The organism is Streptomyces lacrimifluminis, assembly GCF_014646095.1.
Lineage (GTDB): Bacteria > Actinomycetota > Actinomycetes > Streptomycetales > Streptomycetaceae > Streptomyces > Streptomyces lacrimifluminis.
On the sequence record NZ_BMMU01000010.1, the window covers coordinates 178661 to 198305 of the forward strand.

The window sequence follows — 19645 nt, forward strand, 5'->3', positions numbered from 1 at the left end:
AGCGGGCACCGGTGTGTCTCGTACCGGGGGTTGCCCCGGTCGCTGCCGGTGTCGAGGCCAGGAACAGGTACCGGGACATTCCGGTAAGCCCCGCCTAGGCAGGGTTTCGCCCCCGCCCCGTCGGCGTGCGCGATTCCGCCCGTCGGACCGAAACGGGGCCGCGACGACTGTACGGAGTGCCAGCCGGGCGTGACCTCCGGGCACTCACTCCGCGTTCCGGCACTCCACGCACCCGACCTCCACGCACCAGACCTCCGCACGCCTGGCGTGCGGATCTACCGGACTCCGCCAGGAAAGCCCCCGTACGGCCGAATGCCATCGGTCCGGTCCGGTCAGGGCGTGCCGGGCGGACGGCGGTGAGCGGCTCCCCCAGGGGTGGGGACCGCTCGCCGGAGGACCGTCACAACCGTTGGCGGTCCTTCCCGGGGCCTCACCGGGCCCACCCCAGCCCGGTGAGGCCTCACCTTTGCGTCCCTATGCATGCGTAACGCGTCTTTACGCCCCGTACGCAGGCCGATCGGAGGCAGATCGGAGGCAGATCGGAGGTCGATCGGCGGCCGTCGATGGCACTCTGTGACAGGTATCACCGCTCAGGTGTGATTCCTGATTTAGGGACCTGCGGGGTGCGGCGATAACCTGCGAGACGGACATGCCGCGCGCTCGGACACCGTGTGCGCCACCCTTGTGACACAGCGGACGTCACGTTGCCCATCGCGGCACGCCCACGCAGACAACGAACCGCGAGATCACTGATAGGGACGGACGCGCGTGGACCTGTTCGAGTACCAGGCGAGGGACCTCTTCGCCAAGCACGGTGTACCGGTGCTGGCCGGTGAAGTCATCGACACGCCTGAGGCGGCGCGCGCGGCGACCGAGCGTATGGGCGGCAAGTCCGTCGTCAAGGCGCAGGTGAAGGTCGGTGGGCGTGGAAAGGCCGGCGGCGTGAAGCTCGCCGCCACCCCGGACGAGGCCGTCGCCCGCGCGACGGACATCCTCGGCATGGACATCAAGGGCCACACGGTCCACAAGGTGATGATCGCCGAGACCGCCCCCGAGATCGTCGAGGAGTACTACGTCTCGTACCTCCTCGACCGCACCAACCGCACCTTCCTCGCCATGGCGTCCGTACAGGGCGGCGTGGAGATCGAGGTCGTCGCGGAGGAGAACCCCGAGGCCCTCGCGAAGGTCCCGGTCGACGCCAACGAAGGCGTGAGCATCGAGAAGGCCCGCGAGATCGTCGCCCAGGCGAAGTTCCCGGCCGAGGTCGCCGACCAGGTCGCCGAGATCCTCGTGACCCTGTGGGACACCTTCATCAAGGAGGACGCCCTCCTCGTCGAGGTCAACCCCCTCGCCAAGGTCGCCTCCGGCAAGGTCATCGCCCTCGACGGCAAGGTGTCCCTGGACGAGAACGCCGAGTTCCGCCAGCCGGAGCACGAGGCGCTCGAGGACAAGGACGCGGCCAACCCGCTCGAGGCCGCCGCGAAGGCCAAGAACCTCAACTACGTGAAGCTCGACGGTGAGGTCGGCATCATCGGCAACGGCGCGGGTCTCGTCATGAGCACCCTCGACGTCGTCGCCTACGCCGGTGAGGCGCACGGCGGGGTCAAGCCCGCCAACTTCCTCGACATCGGCGGTGGCGCCTCCGCCGCCGTCATGGCGAACGGCCTGGAGATCATCCTCGGCGACCCGGACGTCAAGTCCGTGTTCGTCAACGTCTTCGGCGGCATCACCGCGTGCGACGAGGTCGCCAACGGCATCGTGCAGGCGCTGCAGCTGCTCGCGGACAAGGGCGAGGAAGTCTCCAAGCCCCTCGTCGTCCGTCTCGACGGCAACAACGCCGAGCTGGGTCGCAAGATCCTCTCCGACGCCAACCACCCGCTGGTCCAGCGTGTGGACACCATGGACGGCGCGGCCGACAAGGCCGCCGAGCTCGCGGCTGCGAAGTAAGGGAAGAGGGACAGAACAGCCATGGCTATCTTCCTGAACAAGGACAGCAAGATCATCGTCCAGGGCATGACCGGTGCCACGGGCATGAAGCACACCAAGCTCATGCTGGCGGACGGCTCCAACATCGTCGGTGGCGTGAACCCGCGCAAGGCGGGCACCTCCGTCGACATCGACGGCACCGAGATCCCGGTCTTCGGCACGGTCGCCGAGGCGATCGAGAAGACGGGCGCGAACGTATCGGTCCTCTTCGTACCGCCGGCCTTCGCCAAGGCCGCCGTGGTCGAGGCGATCGACGCGGAGATCCCCCTCGCGGTCGTCATCACCGAGGGCATCGCCGTCCACGACTCGGCCGCGTTCTACGCGTACGCCGTGGCGCAGGGCAACAAGACCCGGATCATCGGCCCGAACTGCCCCGGTCTCATCACGCCGGGCCAGTCGAACGCCGGCATCATCCCGGGCGACATCACGAAGCCGGGCCGCATCGGCCTGGTCTCGAAGTCGGGCACGCTGACGTACCAGATGATGTACGAGCTGCGGGACATCGGCTTCTCGTCCGCCGTCGGTATCGGTGGCGACCCGGTCATCGGGACGACGCACATCGACGCGCTGGCCGCGTTCGAGGCGGACCCCGACACCGACCTGATCGTGATGATCGGTGAGATCGGTGGTGACGCGGAGGAGCGTGCCGCGGACTTCATCGCGAAGAACGTGACGAAGCCGGTCGTCGGTTACGTCGCGGGCTTCACGGCCCCCGAGGGCAAGACGATGGGCCACGCCGGTGCCATCGTCTCCGGTTCGTCGGGTACGGCTGCCGCGAAGAAGGAGGCCCTTGAGGCCGCCGGTGTCAAGGTCGGCAAGACGCCCACCGAGACGGCCAAGCTGGCGCGTGAGATTCTCGCCGGCTGACGCTTCCTGGCAGTACTGAGCTGAACCCGTGTGGGCCCGTTCCCTTTGCTGGGGCGGGCCCACCGGCGTGTTCCGCCCCAGCGGAACGACTGCCCACAGCCGGGCCGGGCCGGCGGGTGTTCACCTCGGTTCCGGGTGCACCCTCTGCGGGCCGCTCGGCATCGTGTTCTGGAGTCTTTCGCGGAGGTTCCGTTCCGTCCGTGACAGCGGTCCCGGTGCCGCCTGGGGTGGTACGCCCTGCACTGTCGTCCCCGGTGCCACCGGTGGCTCGTAGCGGGTCGGGGCCGTGTGGAGGGTGAACGTGGTGGCGCCGATCAGGGCGACGGTGAAGGCGATCGCCGCCTGGGTCCAGTTCCGGGCGCGGCGTTCGCTGCACGCGCGGACGGCCGAGGGGCGGGCGGCGCGCAGCCGGGCATGGGCGGCCAGGCCCGCCAGGCCGGACGACAGGTGGGCCGGGTCCGCGAGGTCCGGCAGGCGGGTCGCCACCGTCTCGCGGGCGTGGAGGAGGCGACCCGCCGCCGCACGGGTGCTCGCCTCCGTCTCCGCCGCAGTCTCGGGCAGGCCGAGGCCCACACCGTCGTGGAGAACCAGGGTGCGGCGGTACGGCGGGGGGAGTGTCAGGAGGGTGGACAGCAGCGCGCGGTCGGCCGCTTCGGCGGGCGGTGCCTCCGGGTGGCGATGGCGGGCGCGGAAGCGGTGCCAGGGGGAGAGCGCGCACTCGTACGCCGTCGCCCGCACCCACCCCGCCGGGTCCGGGTCGACGGCCACCTCGGGCCAGCGGTGCCAGGCCAGCTGGAACGCCCGTTCGACCGACTCGCGCGCCAACTCCCGCCGCCCGGTGAGGAGATAGGTCTGCCGTACCAGGGCGGGGGCGCAGAACGCGTAGAGCGCGTCGAAGGCCTGAGCGGGCGTCAGGGGGGCGGTGGGGGGCGACGTGTCGGCGGCCACCACGTCTTTTGTGGCCGTGACGGCGGCGGGTGCCGGTGCTGATGCCGGTGTAGGTGTAGGTGTAGGTGCCAGCAGGCTCGCGTACGTCTGCGCCTTGCGTCCGCGCGGTGTCGTGCGGCCGGTCTCCCACGCGCGTACCGTCTCGCGGCTGACGCCCACCAGTTCGGCGACCTGAGCCTGCGTCAGTGACTGGGACTCGCGCAGGCGTCGGCGTTCGGCGGGCGGGGGCAGCGGGATGGTGGGGCTTTGCGTCACCAGGGGCCCCTTCGCACGGAAAAGTACATAAAACGTATATTGGGTGACACGTCGTAGGTTCGCCTGTTACGACGGGAAAGCGCGTGTCGTTGGGAGCATGGCGCTCGTGACCCAGACGACCGACCGCCGCCTTCCCTTCCTGCCCCTGAGCAACCGGGGCCGTACCCGGGTGCCTTCCCGGTTGCGCGATCGGCTCCGTGACCGTCTGCGCGACCGTTCCCCCGGACTGGGCGTCGGCCTGCTCGGCGGCGCGGTCGCGGCCGGGCTCGGGCTCGGCTCGTTCGCCGTGCTCGTGATGGTGCTGTGGATCAGCTCCCCGTACCCGGACAGCGGACCCGACGGCGCGCTGCACATCGCCGCCGCGCTCTGGCTGCTCGCCCACGGGGCCGAACTCGTCCGCGCGGACAGCCTGTCCGGCGCCCCCGCCCCCGTCGGCGTCACTCCCCTCCTGCTGCTCGCGCTCCCGGCCTGGCTGCTGCACCGCGCCGCCCGCGACGCGACGGAGGGCCGTGAGGAGGAAGGGGCGACGCAGGACGCGCCCCCGCTTCCCGCCCGTACCGTCTGGCTCGGCGTGGTCGCCGGGTATCTGGCCGTCGGCGGGGGCGTCGCACTGTACGCGTCCGGGGGCGGGCTGCGTCCCGACTGGGCGTGGACGGCCGTATGTGTACCGCTGCTCGCCATGACGGCGGCGGGCGCCGGGGTGTGGACGGCGTACGGCCGACCGGGCGGGCCCCTGTCGCCCCGGGTGCTGTATCCGCTGCCCAGGTGGGTGCGCCGGCGCGTGCTGGACCCGGATGCCCGTGGCCGTTTCCTGGCCGCCGGGCGGGCCGCCGGGGCCGGAACGGCCGTGTTCGTCGGGGGCGGGGCGCTGCTCGTCGCGGTGTCGCTGGTGGGGCACGGTGGGGCCGCCCGGGCCTCCTTCCTCCAGCTCACGGAGGCGTGGTCGGGCCGGATCGCCGTACTGCTGCTCTGTCTGGCCCTGATCCCCAACGCGGCGCTGTGGGGCGCGGCCTACGCCCTCGGCCCGGGGTTCACGCTCGGCTCGGGCCATGTCACCGGTCCGCTGGCCTCCGACCCGGCGCCGCTGCTGCCGCCCTTCCCGCTGCTGTCGGCGGTGCCGGACGCGGGGCCGGGCACCCCGCTGGCCTGGACGGTCACCGCGGTTCCGGTGGCGGCGGGGCTGACGGTTGCCTGGTTCACGGCGCGGGCGGCGGACCCCGGCGAGGGGAAGACGCCCTGGACGAGCGGGCGTACCGCCGCGAACGCGGGTTGTGCCGCCGCCCTGTGCGCGGGCGCGCTCGCGGTGCTGGCCGCGCTGGCGGGCGGGCCGCTCGGGAGCGACGCCCTCGCCCATGTCGGGCCGGTGTGGTGGCAGACGGGCGCGGCGACGCTGGCGTGGACGGCCGTCGTCGCCGTACCGACGGCCCTGGGACTGCGTGCGTGGAGGCTGCGGAAGCGGCCGAAGGACACCCGTACGGACACCGGCACGCTGAAGTTGACGCCCGCGGCGGCGCCCGTCGAGGCGAAGCGGCGGCACATGACCGCCGACGACGCCTACGAGGCGAGCGACCCGTACGAGGCGGAGGCCGCCTACGACTTCCTCCCCGCCGACCTGCCGTCACCCTCGCCCTGGTACGACGACACCGCGTCCCGTGAGGCCCGCTGGGCCGCGCTCAAGGAGGCGTCGTCGACGACGCCTCCGGAGCCGAAGGAGACTCAGCTGTAGCTGTAGCCGGATCTGGTTGTGCCTAGCTGTTCGTGCCGAACACGTCCCGGAGTTCCTTCGGGAGCAGGTCGTTGCATGCCTTCTCGGCGGTGTTCGTGAGGGCGTCGTTCGTGCACGTGTAGTAGTCGCGGTACACGAACTGGAGACTGAACGTCACGGCGACCATGGCGAGTGCCAGGGATGCCGTGACCAGACCGCTGATCGCGGCCGTCCGCTGCGGCCGGCCCCCGCCTGCCGTGCCCTGCGGGGGCACGGGGGTGTCCGGGTTCGGGGTGCGGGGCTTGGCGCGCAGGGCGCTGATGCCCCAGTGCAGAGCGAGCGCGCCGAGCAGCAGCGCCACGTACGGCCAGTTGAAGAGGGCGAAGAAGAAGGCCCACATACCGCACAGCAGTGCGTACCGCGCGTGGCGCTGGGCCGGGTCCGTCGGGTCCCAGCGGGGGTTGGTGCCCTGTCCGTCGCCCTGGCCCTCGGGGCCGCCCTGGCCGCCGGACCGGCCCGAGCGGTCGCCGAAGATGCCCGGAGAACGGCCGGGCTGCCGGTCGCTCCACTGACTGCCCCACGGGGAGTTACCGCCGTCGCCGGAGGTGTCGTCGCCCGCCGGACGCCGGGGCTGCCAGGGCTTGTCCGGTGTGCCCTCCGGCGGCGGGGCGAACGGGTTGTCGTCCTGGGCCGCGCTTCCCTGACCGTCGCCGTTCGCGCCGGTGTCGCCGTTGTTCTTGCCCGAGGACGCGTCGGGCGGCGACGCGGGGCGCTCCCGCAGCAGCACAGACTGCGGGGTGAGCGTGAGGAGTCGCAGGCTGCGGTCCGACATCAAGTGAGCGTCTTCCCCTTGTTGATCACGGCCGTGGGTGCACGGCTGTCGATTTCGGCTGTTCGGCATGTGCCGCCACCCCGTGAACGCACCGCATGACGGCCGCGTTCCCGGACCGGCTCCTGCCAGACGCTACCTTCCGGCCACGCACCCGTCCCGTGGGGGCTGTCCGGAGTGCCGGTATCGTTGCTGGCGGTCGGCCGCTTTGTAGACTTCCCCGTATCCCGGGGCGCGAAGCATTCGTATGAAGACATGAGCCGCCCGCACGACCTGTTCCCCCGAGAAAGGGCCCCGCCGTGGCCGAGTCCCAGGCTGCCAAGCGCCTCGTCGTGCTGGTCTCCGGATCCGGTACGAATCTGCAGGCGCTCCTCGACACCGTCGCGGCCACCGGCACCGAGGCCTACGGGGCCGAGATCGTCGCCGTCGGCGCCGACCGGGACGGCATCGAAGGGCTCGCGCGCGCCGAGCGGGCCGGGCTGCCGACCTTCGTGTGCCGGGTGAAGGACCACGGCACCCGGGCGGAGTGGGACGCGGCGCTCGCCGGTGCGGTGGCCGCGTACGAACCCGATCTGGTCGTCTCCGCCGGGTTCATGAAGATCGTGGGCAAGGAGTTCCTGGCCCTGTTCGGCGGACGGTTCGTCAACACGCATCCCGCCCTGCTGCCCAGTTTCCCGGGGGCCCACGGCGTTCGCGACGCGCTCGCGTACGGCGCGAGGGTCACCGGCTGCACCGTCCACTTCGTCGACGACGGCGTCGACACCGGACCGATCATCGCTCAGGGCGTGGTGGAGATCCGGGACGAGGACGACGAGAGCGCTCTGCACGAGCGCATCAAGGAAGTCGAGCGAAGGCTGCTCGTCGATGTCGTGGGGCGGCTCGCCCGCAACGGCTATCGCATTGAGGGACGAAAGGTAGTTATCCAGTGACCGCCGACACCGCCGACATCACTGTCACGGCCGAGAGCGACAAGCGGGCCCTTCGCCGGGCGCTCGTCAGCGTCTACGACAAGACCGGTCTGGAAGAGCTGGCCCGTGGCCTGCACGAGGCCGGCGTGGAACTCGTCTCCACGGGATCGACGGCGGGCCGGATCGCCGCCGCCGGTGTCCCCGTCACCAAGGTCGAGGAGCTCACCGGCTTCCCCGAGTGCCTGGACGGCCGGGTCAAGACCCTGCACCCCAAGGTGCACGCCGGCATCCTCGCCGACCTGCGCCTGGAGGACCACCGCACCCAGCTCGCCGAGCTGGGCGTCGAGCCCTTCGACCTGGTCGTCGTCAACCTCTACCCGTTCCGCGAGACGGTCGCCTCCGGCGCCTCGCCCGACGAGTGCGTGGAGCAGATCGACATCGGCGGCCCGTCGATGGTCCGCGCCGCCGCCAAGAACCACCCGTCGGTGGCCGTGGTCACCAGCCCGGCGCGGTACGCGGACGTCCTGGCCGCGGTCAAGGACGGCGGCTTCGACCTCACGGCCCGCAAGCGGCTGGCCGCCGAGGCCTTCCGGCACACCGCCGAGTACGACATCGCGGTGGCGAGCTGGTTCGCGAGCGCCTACGCGCCCGCGGACGACTCCCAGTTTCCCGACTTCGTCGCCGCCGCCCTCCAGCGCAAGAGCACCCTCCGCTACGGCGAGAACCCCCACCAGCCCGCCGCGCTCTACGTCGACGGCACGGGGACCGGTCTCGCCGAGGCCGAGCAGCTGCACGGCAAGGAGATGTCGTACAACAACTACACGGACACGGACGCCGCCCGCCGTGCCGCGTACGACCACGCCGAGCCCTGCGTCGCGATCATCAAGCACGCCAACCCCTGTGGCATCGCGGTCGGTTCGGATGTCGCCGAGGCGCACCGCAAGGCGCACGCGTGCGACCCCCTGTCCGCCTTCGGCGGGGTCATCGCCGTCAACCGGCCGGTCTCCAAGGAGCTGGCCGAGCAGGTCGCCGAGATCTTCACCGAGGTCATCGTCGCGCCCGACTACGAGGACGGCGCTCTCGAAGCCCTCGCCCGGAAGAAGAACATCCGCGTCCTGAAGGCCCCGGCCGCGCCCTCGCACCCCGCTGAGGTCAAGCCCATCGACGGCGGCGCGCTCCTCCAGGTGACGGACCGCCTCCAGGCCGACGGCGACGACCCGGCCAACTGGACCCTGGCGACGGGCGAGGCGCTGTCCGCGTCCGAGCTGGCGGAACTCTCCTTCGCCTGGAAGGCGTGCCGGGCGGTCAAGTCCAATGCCATCCTGCTGGCCAAGGACGGCGCCTCGGTCGGCGTCGGCATGGGCCAGGTCAACCGTGTCGACTCGGCGAAGCTGGCGGTCGAGCGGGCGGGCGAGGAGCGGGCGCGGGGCGCGTACGCGGCGTCGGACGCGTTCTTCCCGTTCCCCGACGGGCTGGAGATCCTGACGGCCGCGGGCGTCAAGGCCGTGGTGCAGCCCGGCGGTTCGGTGCGGGACGAGCTGGTCGTGGAGGCGGCGCAGAAGGCGGGCGTCACGATGTACTTCACGGGGACGCGGCACTTCTTCCACTGAGCCGGACAGCGTCGACGTGAACGGGCCCGCCGACAGCTGACCGGCGGGCCCGTTCACGTCGAGCTGAAACCCGTGCGCGACGCACGGACACGTGGCCTCCGGTCCCCTCGGGGTCCGGAGGCCAAGCTCGTCACCGCAGGTCGGACGGTGAACTCCTGCTGGGATACCTGGAGTACCTGGTACCTGGTACCTGGGGTACCCGCAGTACTAGGTGGTGACGCGGAAGGCGCTGACCCACGGCCCGATGTTGCCGTAGCCGCTGTCGTCGATGGTGATCGACCACCCGGTGCAGTTGGCGTGTTCCCACAGCTCGACCCTGACGGCGGTGTCGCCGGTGCGGGCGGAGCGGACCCTGTCGTTCCAGTTGCTGCCGACGTAGGTGCACGACCCCGTGGATCCGGAGAACTCGTTGTCCGGACCCGAGAAGCCCGTCTCACTGAAGCCGCGCCACTTGCCGGCCGCCTGGACGGCGGCAGTGCCGGTGGTGGAGTCGGACGACGGAGCGGCGACTGCGGTGCCGGCCGTCAGCAGTCCGACCGTGGCGAGCGCGGCAGCCGCGGCGGGCATCCGCTTGAACGAGAACGCCATCTTCATGATGTATGTCCCTCCTTGAGACGTTACCCACCCCCGTAGGTGGACGTCCTCACCCTCGTACGGAAGGGAGGGGAGGGGTACCTCGGAACTCTCAGGGTCACTTCTTCCCCGGTGGCGTGTACTCCTTGAGGTGGTGGGCGACGCGGTCGGCGTACGGCTGGTTCTTCGGGGGAACGCCGACCGTGTCGTTCACCACCTGGTACGACGTCCGGTAGGCCGCCGCGATCAGTACCCCGCGGTCGCCCGGCAGCTTCGGGTCCAGGCGGGGCGCGATCCAGCACAGGTAGCGGCCCATGGCCGGGATGGACTCGGCGGGCGGGAAGGGCGGTTCGGGCACCGACGTACCGGGAGTGCCGTCCTCGTGCATCCACCAGCGCAGCACGCTCGGGGTCCAACGGGCGATGCCGTACTCGTTGTTGACCGGGTCGGCGAGGTCCGGGTCGAAGTTGCTCTCGACCTTCAGTATGGCCGCGATGAGGGCCGGCGTGACGTGCGGTTGGTCGCAGTCGTGGGCCGTCTCGACGATCAGCAGCCGGTAGGCGGGCGGCACGCCCTTGTCGGTACGGAGGACCGAGGAGCCGTACGAGGCGGCCGTCGCCGTCACCGCCGCCGTACCGCCGGGGCCGTTGGACCTGCTCGCCCCTTCGTCCCCGTACGCCCAGCTGCTGATGCCGTAGCCGAGCGCGGCGGCGGCCACCGCGGCGGTCGCCGCGCCCGCGATCAGCGTCCTGCGGCCCCGCGCCCGGTGCGGGAACCGGCGGACGAGCCCGGACAGGGAACGGGACAGGAATCCCGCTCCGGCCCTCGTGCCCGCCAGCGCCTCCACCCTCCGCAGCAGCGCCTCGCCCGTGATCCGCTCCTCGTGCGTACGGGCCAGACAGTCCCGCACGATCTCCCGCCAGGCGTCCGGGAGCCCGGAGGTGAGACGGAGCTCGTCGGTGCCCCGGGCGTAGGCGACCGCCGCGTCACGCCGGGTCACCGGGGTGCCGCCGGGCAGCGGGAAGGTGTCGGTGAGGACCAGGTGGGCCAGCACCCCGAAGGCCCAGATGTCGGCCGACGGACGGATCCGGCGGCCCCGTTCGCCGATCTCCGACCACAGGAGTTCCGGGGGCGTGTAGTCGGGGGTCGAGAAGGCGGGCGTGTACGCGTGCGTGCCTTCCAGCTCCGCCGCCATGTTGAAGTCGGCCAGCCGCACCGACCCGTCCTTCATCAGCAGCACATTGGCCGGTTTCAGGTCCCCGTGCACCCAGCCCGCCCGGTGGAGCTGGACCAGCCCCTCGCAGATCTGGGCGAGCAGGTCCTGGCCCTGCGGCGGTGGGCCCGGTGCGCGGGTGAGGAGGGCGGCCAGGGACTCCTCCGCCTTCTCCAGTACGAGGACCACGGCGCCGTCCAGGTCCGGGTGGGCGGGGTCGTCCACGGTCAGCGTCTCGTACATGCGGATCAGCCGGGGACGCTTCAGCTCGCGGTGCAACCTCAGCTCGCGGTCCGCCAGTTCACGCAGGTGGGCGAGGTGACGGGGGGTGCCGGTGCCCGTGGGCAGGAACTTGAGGGCGGCGGTGCGGGGCAGGTCCTCGGGCCTGCCGCCGGTGAGCACGTCCCCTTGGCCGCCCGGTCCGGCGTCGACGCGCCGGGCCTCGTACACGCTGCCGAACGCCCCTGTCGCGATCGGCTCCCGCACCTCCCAGACGCCCACCCGGTAGCCCCTGGGCACCGTCACCGCGTACGCCTCCGGCATCACCGCTCCCCCGGGCCCGGCGCTCTGGTGAGCACGGTCAGGTCGTCCTCCCGGACGAGGTCGAAGCGGAGCGCCAGCGATACCAGGGACTGCTTCTTGCCGTTGAGACGCGGACCCGTGTCCGCCTCGTCGGGGCTGGGCTTGAGACGCAGCTTCACGGCCAGGTAGTCGATGTTCCACTGCACCGAAGCGCGGGACGCGGCCGGCCAGTCGGGGCGCAGCCGGTCGACGACCTGGTCGACCGTCGGCAGTGGCGCGTGCGGGGCGCCGCGCAGCCGGGGCTCGCAGAGCGCGACCAGGACCGCGAAGTAGCGCTTCGTACGGTCGACGGAGAAGGCGGGGGCCGTCGTCGCGCCGGTCGGACCGCCGGACGGGTCCCGGTAGTCGTGGCGCGGTGCCCACACCTCGATCGGGAGCAGGTCACCGGCCGCCGGGAGCACGATCCGGGAGAACTCGAAGGGGATCGGCGCGTCCAGTCGCCCCGGGCTCACCTTGACGTGCTCACCCGCTCCCTCCGGGTTCTCGACGACGTAGGTCTGGGACCCGCTGTGGTTGCTGAGTATCCAGAAGGCACCGTGCGCCCTGATCTCCCCGGCGGCGCGGGAGACGCCCTCGTGCGGGATCTCCAGGTCGTTGTCGGCCGCGGACCGGCCGAACGTGAGCCGTTCACCGGGCGCGAGCCGGAAGCGGGTGTCTCGTCGCTCGTCCCCCGTGGTCGGCGGAGGTACCACGATGATGCTGTACAAGGTGCGTCTCCCCAGGCCTCGGAGCTACCGGAGTCAGACTAGGACGACGTACCAGGGCCGTGTCTCCCCTTTACAGGGGGGTGTCACGGCAATGGCGTGAACTTGTCGGCGGCCCCGCCCGCGACCGCTGCCCGCCGGTGCCGGGCGCGCTCAGGGGCGCTGTGTGGGCGACGCTGCCGCGCCGGCCGCCCGTTCGCAGTGCCGCCAGTCGTGGAAGTCGCGGTCCTTTCTCCACAGGCGTTCGGCCGCACCGATGTTCCACGCCGGGTCCAGCGCCTGCCGCGGTGTGCCGCCCAGTTCGCGCAGCCGGGTGTCGGAGATCTGGAACAGGCCCCAGTTACGGGTGCCGTTGGTGTTGGGCAGGATGTGCAGCGGGTCCAGGAAGGACTGGCAGTCCGCGATGGCGACGGCCTTGTCGGGCGCCTCCGTGAACACCGCGCGGATGCGCTGGCGCACCTTCTCAGGCGACCACACGTTCATGCGCACCGTCGACGACGAGTACAGCGCCTTCTTCGTCGCGTCGTCCACGACACCGTTGGGCGGGAGACCGGCGAACACCTGGAACGCGGTGACCCGGCGCAGGGTCTGCGGCCCGAAGTCCGAGTCGACACCGATGTCCGCGCCCTTGTCGTGCAGCAACTGCTGCACCTCGCGTACGCAGGTGTCGTGCTGGCCCATGGCCACCACCGAACGGCAGGCGGTCGAGAAGAGCACGCGGCCGTCGGCTCTCGGCGACGCCGAACTGTCCTTGCCGCCCTGGCCGTTGGCGGAGGACGCCGCCTCGGTCGACAGGGCCCAGGCCGAGATGCCGAGCGTGAGGACCGCCGCCGCCGCGGCGGCGAGAAGGGGGTAGTGGGTCCGGCGGGCCGGAACGGGGTCCGGCGTCGCGGGTTCCCCGACGGCCGGATCCGTCACCGGCACCGTGTCCGCGGTCTCCCCGGCCTCCCTGCCCTCTTCCTTGCGCTCTTCCCCGTTCTCCCTGAGCCGGGCCGTGTCCGCGAGCGCCCACAGCCGGTGCAGTGACCGGAGTTCGTCGGGGGACGCGCCGCAGACCGTGCCGATGCGGTGGACGCTTCCGTAGTCCTGGGGCACCGAGGTGCCCTTGCAGTAGCGGTGCAGGGTGGAGCCGCCGATATCGGTCCGTTTGGCGAGTGCTTCGTAGCTCAGTCCTGATCTGTTCTTCAACGCGCGCAGTGTCGCGGCGAGTTGTTCGGATTCCGGGTGTGCGGGCATGGTTTCCCCCCATGGCACGTTGGTCAGACGCTCCAGTAGCCGGGCCACTGTGCCACGCACGCCGTCCCATGGCCGTTCCAACGATCTCGGAACGTGCCCGGTGAGCGGCGTCCCGCCGTCCCGGCATCCCATGGGGCCGGATTTCCTTGCCCGGCGGGTGGGTTCCTTGTCAGCGTCGGGCCGTCCGAGCACCGGTCGACGTATCGTCGACGAACTCAAGGAGATCAGGCCCATGAACCTTTCCGTACGCAGGCCGCGCCGCCTCAAGCCGCTCGTCGCGGTCCTCGCCGTCAGCGCGGCGGCGGTCACCGCCCTCGCCGTGCCCACGTCCGCCTCGGCCGCACAGGCGGCTCCCACCGCCGTGGACTGTGCGAGCGGGCACATCTGCTTCTGGACGGGCGCCAACTTCACCGGCCAGAAGTGCGCGTGGGACGTCGCCGACCCCGACTGGCAGGGCGGTGCGGTCCGTTGCTCGTGGGCTGCCACGACGAACGTGAAGTCGGTGTGGAACGCCGGTACCGGCTCGTCCACCGGGGTCGCCTACTACCGGGGTGCCGACTACTCCGACCGGATCGGCTGCACCCGGCAGCAGCACGGCGGCAACCTCGCCGGCACCTACAGGGTCCGCTCCCACAAGTGGATCTCCGGCAGCTGCGGCTGAGCCCGGCCGCGCGACCCCGTGACTCCCGGGGTCACCCCTTCCCGGGAGACGGGCACTCCTTGAGACGGTGGGCGACGTGGTCGGCGTAGGGCCGGACCCTCGGGGGAACCCGGCCACCTCGGTCACCCTCTTGCCGATCGTCGTCCGTGGTCCGCGGGGGAGACCGCGATGATGCCGTGCAAGGTGCTCTCCCGGGCCTCGCGGCCTTCGGAGCGAGGGCGGGGAGACACACCAGGGCCGTGTCTCCCCGCCCTTGTGCGCGGTGAGACACGGCCCTTGAGAGTGATCGGCGCGCACCGGTCGACGACCGCCGCCCCGTGACGTCCGCCGGTGCCTAGTGGTGGGCCCCCGGGTGCTTCGCCCGGTTGAACCAGGCCTCGCCCTCGGACCTGCCGACGAACACGGCGACGAGGATCGCGAGCACGGTGTGCACCAGGCCGACCACGATGAACGGGTAGATGCCGAGCGCGGCGGTGATGATCGCGAACACCATGGTCGTGATCCGGACGCCGTTGCCGCCGCTGCCGAACTTCGCGCCCAGGACGATCGCGAAGACGCCCCAGCCGAGGACCAGTGCGGTGAAGGCCCACAGGGCGCCGGACGAGTAGTCGGCGAGCTGCTGGAAGTCGACGTTGTCCTTGAGCTCCTGGTCGTTCTTCGCGGCGTTGATCGCGACCGCGGACAGCGCGATGAGGATCGCGCCGATCACCTGGAAGCCCGCGATGACGTAGAGCATCACGCGGGCGGCCTTCACATTGCCCGGCATGGTGAGCGGGCCGCCCGGGTAGCCGCCGTAGCCCGGCTGCCCGTATCCCTGCTGGCCGTATCCCTGTTGGCCGAGCGGCGGGGCCGACGGGTAGCCGTAGCCGGGCTGCTGGGGCGGGGTCTGCTGGGGGTAGCCGTAGCCGGGCGCAGGCTGCTGGGGCTGCTGCTGGGGTGGGCCGTAGGGGTTGTTCGGGTCGCCGAAACTCATGGCGGGGCTTCCTCCGTCTGCGTCAAGTGCGGGGACGACGCGAGGCACCGAACGGAGGAAGGTGATGTACAGATGCGGTCCGCCCCCCGGCCCTGCCCGCGGCACTGTGCTGCTTGCCGTTTTATCGTTCTTTAGTTCGCTTGTGCTTGTCCAGCCGCATAGTGCATGTGTTGTGCAAGTGCAACATCCTCGATCATGCGTACGGGCGTGCGCACACGTGGGTGGGTACCCGGATTGGAACCCGGATTGGAACCCGGAGGCGGTCATCCGCGAGGATGGGGGCATGACCGCCCAGATTCTCGATGGCAAGGCCACCGCAGCCGCGATCAAGTCCGATCTGACCGCCCGCGTGGCGGCGCTGAAGGAGAAGGGCGTCACGCCCGGCCTCGGCACGATCCTCGTCGGGGAGGACCCCGGCAGCCAGAAGTACGTCGCCGGCAAGCACCGCGACTGCGCGCAGGTGGGCATCGCCTCCATCCAGCGCGAACTGCCCGCCACGGCCACCCAGGAGGAGATCGAGGCCGCGGTCCGCGAGCTGAACGAGGACCCCGCCTGCACCGGTTACATCGTCCAGCTGCCCCTCCCCAAGGGCATCGACGAGAACCGCATCCTCGAACTGATGGACCCCGACAAGGACGCCGACGGCCTCCACCCGATGAACCTCGGCCGCCTCGTCCTGAACGAGCCGGCCCCGCTGCCCTGCACCCCCAACGGCATCCTCACCCTCCTCCGCAGCCACGGCGTAGAGATCAAGGGCGCGGAGGTCGTGGTCGTCGGCCGCGGTGTCACCATCGGCCGCCCGATGCCGCTGCTGCTGACCCGGCGCAGCGAGAACGCGACGGTGACGCAGTGCCACACGGGTACGCGTGACCTGGCCGCCCACATCCGCCGCGCCGACATCGTCGTCGCCGCCGCGGGCTCGGCCCACCTGATCCGCCCCGAGGACGTGAAGCCGGGCGCCGCCGTCCTCGACGTCGGTGTCTCGCGGGGTGCCGACGGCAAGATCGTGGGCGACGTCCACCCGGGCGTCGCCGAGGTCGCCGCCTGGATCTCCCCGAACCCCGGCGGAGTCGGCCCGATGACCCGCGCCCAGCTGCTCGTCAACGTGGTCGAGGCGGCGGAGCGCAGTGTCGGCTGAGGCGGAGGACAGGCGGGCACTGAACGCCGGGCGCCCAACGCCCGGCGACGGCATGCCCGACACCGGGGCGTCCGAGCCGGGCCGGGTGCGTGGGGTCCGCCGGGTGTCCGAGGCCGACAGGGCGTCCGAGTCCGGGGGGTCCGCGTCGGGCCGGGCACGTGAGGCTGGCCGGGTGTCCGAGTCCGGTGGGGCGCGCGAAGCCGACAGGGTGGCCGAGGCCGACAGGGGGTCCGACTCCGGAAGGGCGTCCGCGTCGGGCCGGGCACGTGAGGTCGGCCCGGGGTCCGACGCCGGTGGGGCGGCCGAAGTCGACAGGGTGTCCGAAGCCGACAGGGTGGCCGGGCAGGGCGGTCGGGTCGGTGCAGTGCCGGAGGCCGGTGAGGTGTCCGAGCCCACGGCCATCGACCCCGTCAGCGCGCCGGACGCCCAGGGGCGTCCCCGGCGTACGACGCGTCGCTTCCCCCTCTTCACGCGGGACACCGCGCGACCCGAGGGAGGCGGCCGGGCGGCTTCGGGGGACGCGCCGGCGCCCGCACGGCAGTGGCCGATCCTCGCCGTGCTGAGCATGGTCGGGCTCGGGCTCCTGATGACCGCGCTCGACGTGTTCCGCTACGGGACGCTGCTGATCGGGGCCGCGCTGCTGGCCGGTGCGGTACTGCGCTGGGTGGTGCCGGACGTCGGCATGCTCGCCGTCCGCTCCCGGTTCACGGACATGGTCACGTACACGGTGCTGGGTACGGCCATCGTGCTGCTGTCGATGATGGCGCAGCCGAAGCCGTGGCTGGAGATCCCGTTCCTGGACGACACGCTGCACTACACGATCCGCAGCCTGGGCGGATAGGACCGTACTTCGCCCCGTCGGGAACCGATCCACCGTCTGACGTCGTCAAATGCCTCGGACCGGCAGCCTCGGACCGGTCGACGAACGTCGAGGAGGACGCGCGATGAGCGCCTGGCAGCCGCTGCCGGACGATCTGCCGCCGGAGGTGCGGCACTTTGTCGAGCAGGTGCGGCTCCTCAAGGACCGCACCGGGCTCAGCCTGGCCGCGCTGGGCGCGCGCACCGCGTACAGCAAGTCCTCCTGGCAGCGGTACCTCAACGCGACCCAGCCGCCGCCCCGGCAGGCGATAACCGCCCTGTGCCGTGTCGCGGGCCTGACGCCCACGGACGCCGAGCGCTTCGGCGTCCGCTGGGAGCTGGCGGTCCAGGCCTGGCCCCGGCCGCCGGCCCCGGCGAACCCGGAGCAGCGGGACGGGGTGTACGAGGAGGAGGTGCCCACCCTTCCGTGGTGGGTGGAGTCCGGTGGGTCCGGTGGGAATTCCGTGGCTTCCGTGGCTTCCGTGGACTCGTCCCGGTGGGTGCTGCTCGTCGCCGTAGTCCTCGTCCTGGTGCTCGGGCTGCTCGCGGTGGTCGGCGCTGTCGCTTTTGGTTGACGGTGCTCAGGGAATGTGGCGTCCGTGTGTCCGATGTGACCTTTCTCGTGCTTTCTATGTGGCGATATGTCGATAAGTTCGAGGAATCGCAACCGGAACGCAACGCGACAGGGTTAATGTGGGCAATCGGGACGGTCCGGGGCGTCCCGTGCGCCATCCAGAAGGTTCGGCCGGCCGGGAGGGCTGTCGGTGGAACACTGGACGGTGGGCCGGGGGCGTGCAACGGTGCACCTCCAGGCCCGACAATGCTCCCGTGCGCCCCCACCCCGGGAACCGAGATCCTGACTGGGCGCATCCGTGTGGGTAGCCAGCATGAGGATTCGGCCAAGGGGATCCACGGCACCACGCACGGGAGAACAGCCAGCACGACCGGGGGGAATGAGGGGGGACGCAATGCCTCGTTGGAGGGCCTTGCCGGATGAACTGGATCCGCAGGTCAGGGAGTTCGCGAGCCAGCTGCGGAGGCTCGTGGACCGCAGTGGCCTGAACATCGCGGCGGTGGCCGACCGCACGGGCTACAGCAAGACGTCGTGGGAGCGTTATCTCAACGGCAGGCTGCTCGCGCCCAAGGGTGCGATCGTCGCCCTGGCCGAGGTCACCGGGACCAATCCGGTGCACCTGACCACGATGTGGGAGCTGGCCGAGCGCGCCTGGAGCCGCTCGGAGATGCGCCACGACATGACGATGGAGGCGATCCGGATCTCCCAGGCGCGCGCCGCGCTCGGAGAGTTCGGGGCGCCTGCCGTCGAGACGAAGAACGGGAGCGGCAAGAACGGGCGGGCGGCCCGGAGCGCGACGGTGACTCCGGGAATCGCCGGACCCGCGGGCGTCTCGCCGACCGTGCCGCCGCAGCCGAAGGCCACGGAGACCCGGGACTCGGCGGGCGACGCACGGGCCGGCGCGGCGCGGGGCGGTGTGTCCGGCGGCTCGGTGAGTTCCGCGAGTTCGGCGAGTTCCGTCTCGGCCGAGAGCAACTCGTGGGGCATGGCCGGGTATCAGGGGCCCGCGGCGAGAGGCGGCGCCGGAGGTCGCCCGGCCTCGCCCGCGGGAACGTCCGGACCTGGACCTTCCGGGGCGTCGAGGGCGCCCGGACAGCTGGGCGCACCGCCCTGGACTCCCGCTACGCCTGTGGCGGCGCCCGGCGGTCCGCCGGAGGACGCCCGTCCGGGCGGCGGCGGAAAATCCGGCGGGTCGCGGCGCAAGCGGCGGCTCACGATGTTCCTCGCGGGCGTCGTCGGGGCGTCGGTGGTGGTCGCGGCGGCCCTGATCTTCACCAACCGGGGCGACGACACTCCGGAGGCGAAGCCGAGCCCGTCGCCGACCGTCTCGGCCGGCATCGATCCCGACCTGCCGGTCGGTGTGAAGTGCAGCGGCGCCGCGTGCACCGGCAAGGACCCGGAGAGCATGGGCTGCGGCGGCGAGTTGGCGCAGACCGCCAACAGCGTCACCGTCGGCACCACGCTCGTCGAGGTCCGCTACAGCAAGACCTGCCGGGCGGCGTGGGCGCGCGTCACCCAGGCCGCCCCGGGTGACCAGGTCGACGTCACCGCCTCCGGCGCGGCGAAGCAGACCGGCACGGTCGACACGGACACCGACGCGTACACGCCGATGGTGGCCGTGAAGGACGCGGGCGACGCGACGGCGTGCGTCACGCTCGGTGCGACCGGGCAGAAGGGTTGCACCCAGTAAGCCTGCTCCCAGTAGGGCTGCACCCTGTAGGACTGCTGCGCGAAGCAGGACGGAACCACGGCACCTTCTCCTCGTACGGAATCGCGAATCGCCGTACGAGGGGAATGCCCGGCCCGGTTCGGGGCAGGTGCGGAAGTACCCCACGGGAGTCCGCCATGGTCGATTCCCGTGCGACGGCCGCCCGTCACCCCCTCCCCCCGGACGGGCGGCCGTCGCCTTTCGTGGCACGGTGAACGCGGCTCTGTGGGCTGGGCCACACGGGACCGGGACATCCGGGATCCCGGATGCGCGATAGCCTGACGGCGGATCTCTCTTGACGCCAAGAGATCGATCAT

The 19645-nt window shown here is 71.5% G+C and carries 17 protein-coding genes; 10 read left to right on the forward strand and 7 right to left on the reverse strand.

Annotation, left to right across the window (positions count from 1 at the left end):
* Positions 1 to 768: 768 nt before the first annotated feature.
* Together sucC and sucD are read left to right on the forward strand one after the other, a co-directional pair.
* The gene (gene sucC / locus IEY89_RS17465; protein WP_189148334.1) at positions 769 to 1947 is read left to right on the forward strand and encodes an ADP-forming succinate--CoA ligase subunit beta; all 1179 of its coding nucleotides are present in this window, start codon (positions 769 to 771) and stop codon (positions 1945 to 1947) included.
* A gap of 21 nt (positions 1948 to 1968) precedes the next feature.
* The gene (gene sucD, locus IEY89_RS17470) at positions 1969 to 2853 is read left to right on the forward strand and encodes a succinate--CoA ligase subunit alpha (protein WP_189148335.1); all 885 of its coding nucleotides are present in this window, start codon (positions 1969 to 1971) and stop codon (positions 2851 to 2853) included.
* 120 nt (positions 2854 to 2973) lie between these two features.
* On the opposite strand, the gene IEY89_RS17475 is transcribed toward sucD, so the two are convergent.
* Positions 2974 to 4056: a helix-turn-helix domain-containing protein gene (locus IEY89_RS17475; RefSeq protein WP_189148336.1), complete on the reverse strand. Its 1083-nt coding sequence runs from the start codon at positions 4054 to 4056 to the stop codon at positions 2974 to 2976.
* Positions 4057 to 4153: 97 nt separating this feature from the next.
* Here IEY89_RS17475 and IEY89_RS17480 point away from each other — a divergent pair, with 97 nt between their 5' ends.
* On the forward strand, positions 4154 to 5782 hold the full coding sequence (locus IEY89_RS17480; RefSeq protein ID WP_189148337.1) for a cell division protein PerM: 1629 nt from the start codon (positions 4154 to 4156) through the stop codon (positions 5780 to 5782).
* A 22-nt stretch (positions 5783 to 5804) separates the two neighbouring features.
* Here the strand turns inward: IEY89_RS17480 and IEY89_RS17485 are convergent, their stop codons facing one another.
* Complete coding sequence (locus IEY89_RS17485; RefSeq protein ID WP_189148338.1) at positions 5805 to 6593, reverse strand: hypothetical protein; 789 nt, start codon at positions 6591 to 6593, stop codon at positions 5805 to 5807.
* A gap of 296 nt (positions 6594 to 6889) precedes the next feature.
* Here IEY89_RS17485 and purN point away from each other — a divergent pair, with 296 nt between their 5' ends.
* Positions 6890 to 7519, forward strand: coding sequence for a phosphoribosylglycinamide formyltransferase (gene purN / locus IEY89_RS17490; protein WP_189148339.1), 630 nt, complete (start codon positions 6890 to 6892; stop codon positions 7517 to 7519).
* Between the two features lie 17 nt (positions 7520 to 7536).
* Positions 7537 to 9108, forward strand: a complete 1572-nt coding sequence (gene purH, locus IEY89_RS17495; RefSeq protein ID WP_189148412.1) for a bifunctional phosphoribosylaminoimidazolecarboxamide formyltransferase/IMP cyclohydrolase — start codon at positions 7537 to 7539, stop codon at positions 9106 to 9108.
* A 207-nt stretch (positions 9109 to 9315) separates the two neighbouring features.
* On the opposite strand, the gene IEY89_RS17500 is transcribed toward purH, so the two are convergent.
* From IEY89_RS17500 to IEY89_RS17515, 4 genes are all read right to left on the reverse strand, one after another.
* Entirely contained in the window at positions 9316 to 9702 is a 387-nt protein-coding gene (locus IEY89_RS17500; RefSeq protein ID WP_189148340.1) for a peptidase inhibitor family I36 protein, read from the reverse strand.
* A gap of 97 nt (positions 9703 to 9799) precedes the next feature.
* Positions 9800 to 11437 carry a protein kinase domain-containing protein gene (locus tag IEY89_RS17505; protein ID WP_189148341.1) on the reverse strand — a complete coding sequence of 546 codons (1638 nt, stop codon included), beginning with the start codon at positions 11435 to 11437 and terminating at the stop codon, positions 9800 to 9802.
* On the reverse strand, positions 11437 to 12183 hold the full coding sequence (locus IEY89_RS17510) for an FHA domain-containing protein (RefSeq protein ID WP_189148342.1): 747 nt from the start codon (positions 12181 to 12183) through the stop codon (positions 11437 to 11439). The genes IEY89_RS17505 and IEY89_RS17510 overlap by 1 nt, the downstream gene beginning before the upstream one ends.
* Before the next feature lie 150 nt (positions 12184 to 12333).
* The gene (locus tag IEY89_RS17515) at positions 12334 to 13416 is read right to left on the reverse strand and encodes a helix-turn-helix domain-containing protein (protein ID WP_189148343.1); all 1083 of its coding nucleotides are present in this window, start codon (positions 13414 to 13416) and stop codon (positions 12334 to 12336) included.
* Positions 13417 to 13648: 232 nt separating this feature from the next.
* Between IEY89_RS17515 and IEY89_RS17520 the strand changes: the two genes are divergently transcribed.
* Positions 13649 to 14077, forward strand: a complete 429-nt coding sequence (locus tag IEY89_RS17520) for a peptidase inhibitor family I36 protein (RefSeq protein ID WP_189148344.1) — start codon at positions 13649 to 13651, stop codon at positions 14075 to 14077.
* Positions 14078 to 14411: 334 nt separating this feature from the next.
* Here the strand turns inward: IEY89_RS17520 and IEY89_RS17525 are convergent, their stop codons facing one another.
* Entirely contained in the window at positions 14412 to 15050 is a 639-nt protein-coding gene (locus IEY89_RS17525) for a hypothetical protein (RefSeq protein WP_189148345.1), read from the reverse strand.
* A 283-nt stretch (positions 15051 to 15333) separates the two neighbouring features.
* Here IEY89_RS17525 and IEY89_RS17530 point away from each other — a divergent pair, with 283 nt between their 5' ends.
* The 4 genes from IEY89_RS17530 (at position 15334) to IEY89_RS17545 (ending at position 19310) form a co-directional block, all read left to right on the forward strand.
* Positions 15334 to 16188 carry a bifunctional methylenetetrahydrofolate dehydrogenase/methenyltetrahydrofolate cyclohydrolase gene (locus tag IEY89_RS17530; RefSeq protein WP_189148346.1) on the forward strand — a complete coding sequence of 285 codons (855 nt, stop codon included), beginning with the start codon at positions 15334 to 15336 and terminating at the stop codon, positions 16186 to 16188.
* Between the two features lie 382 nt (positions 16189 to 16570).
* Complete coding sequence (locus IEY89_RS17535) at positions 16571 to 17029, forward strand: DUF3017 domain-containing protein (RefSeq protein WP_373287254.1); 459 nt, start codon at positions 16571 to 16573, stop codon at positions 17027 to 17029.
* A 103-nt stretch (positions 17030 to 17132) separates the two neighbouring features.
* Entirely contained in the window at positions 17133 to 17621 is a 489-nt protein-coding gene (locus IEY89_RS17540) for a helix-turn-helix domain-containing protein (protein WP_189148347.1), read from the forward strand.
* 393 nt (positions 17622 to 18014) lie between these two features.
* Positions 18015 to 19310, forward strand: a complete 1296-nt coding sequence (locus tag IEY89_RS17545) for an XRE family transcriptional regulator (RefSeq protein ID WP_189148348.1) — start codon at positions 18015 to 18017, stop codon at positions 19308 to 19310.
* The last annotated feature ends 335 nt before the right edge of the window (positions 19311 to 19645 follow it).

What these genes read in the sequence shown, in the direction of transcription:
- sucD (WP_189148335.1), top strand. Translation starts at nt 1,969, where the DNA reads ATGGCTATCTTCCTGAACAAGGACAGCAAGATCATCGTCCAGGGCATG.
- IEY89_RS17480 (WP_189148337.1), top strand. Translation starts at nt 4,154, where the DNA reads ATGGCGCTCGTGACCCAGACGACCGACCGCCGCCTTCCCTTCCTGCCC.
- IEY89_RS17485 (WP_189148338.1), bottom strand. Translation starts at nt 6,593, where the DNA reads ATGTCGGACCGCAGCCTGCGACTCCTCACGCTCACCCCGCAGTCTGTG.
- IEY89_RS17500 (WP_189148340.1), bottom strand. Translation starts at nt 9,702, where the DNA reads ATGAAGATGGCGTTCTCGTTCAAGCGGATGCCCGCCGCGGCTGCCGCG.
- IEY89_RS17505 (WP_189148341.1), bottom strand. Translation starts at nt 11,437, where the DNA reads ATGCCGGAGGCGTACGCGGTGACGGTGCCCAGGGGCTACCGGGTGGGC.
- IEY89_RS17515 (WP_189148343.1), bottom strand. Translation starts at nt 13,416, where the DNA reads ATGCCCGCACACCCGGAATCCGAACAACTCGCCGCGACACTGCGCGCG.
- IEY89_RS17520 (WP_189148344.1), top strand. Translation starts at nt 13,649, where the DNA reads ATGAACCTTTCCGTACGCAGGCCGCGCCGCCTCAAGCCGCTCGTCGCG.
- IEY89_RS17525 (WP_189148345.1), bottom strand. Translation starts at nt 15,050, where the DNA reads ATGAGTTTCGGCGACCCGAACAACCCCTACGGCCCACCCCAGCAGCAG.
- IEY89_RS17530 (WP_189148346.1), top strand. Translation starts at nt 15,334, where the DNA reads ATGACCGCCCAGATTCTCGATGGCAAGGCCACCGCAGCCGCGATCAAG.
- IEY89_RS17540 (WP_189148347.1), top strand. Translation starts at nt 17,133, where the DNA reads ATGAGCGCCTGGCAGCCGCTGCCGGACGATCTGCCGCCGGAGGTGCGG.
- IEY89_RS17545 (WP_189148348.1), top strand. Translation starts at nt 18,015, where the DNA reads ATGCCTCGTTGGAGGGCCTTGCCGGATGAACTGGATCCGCAGGTCAGG.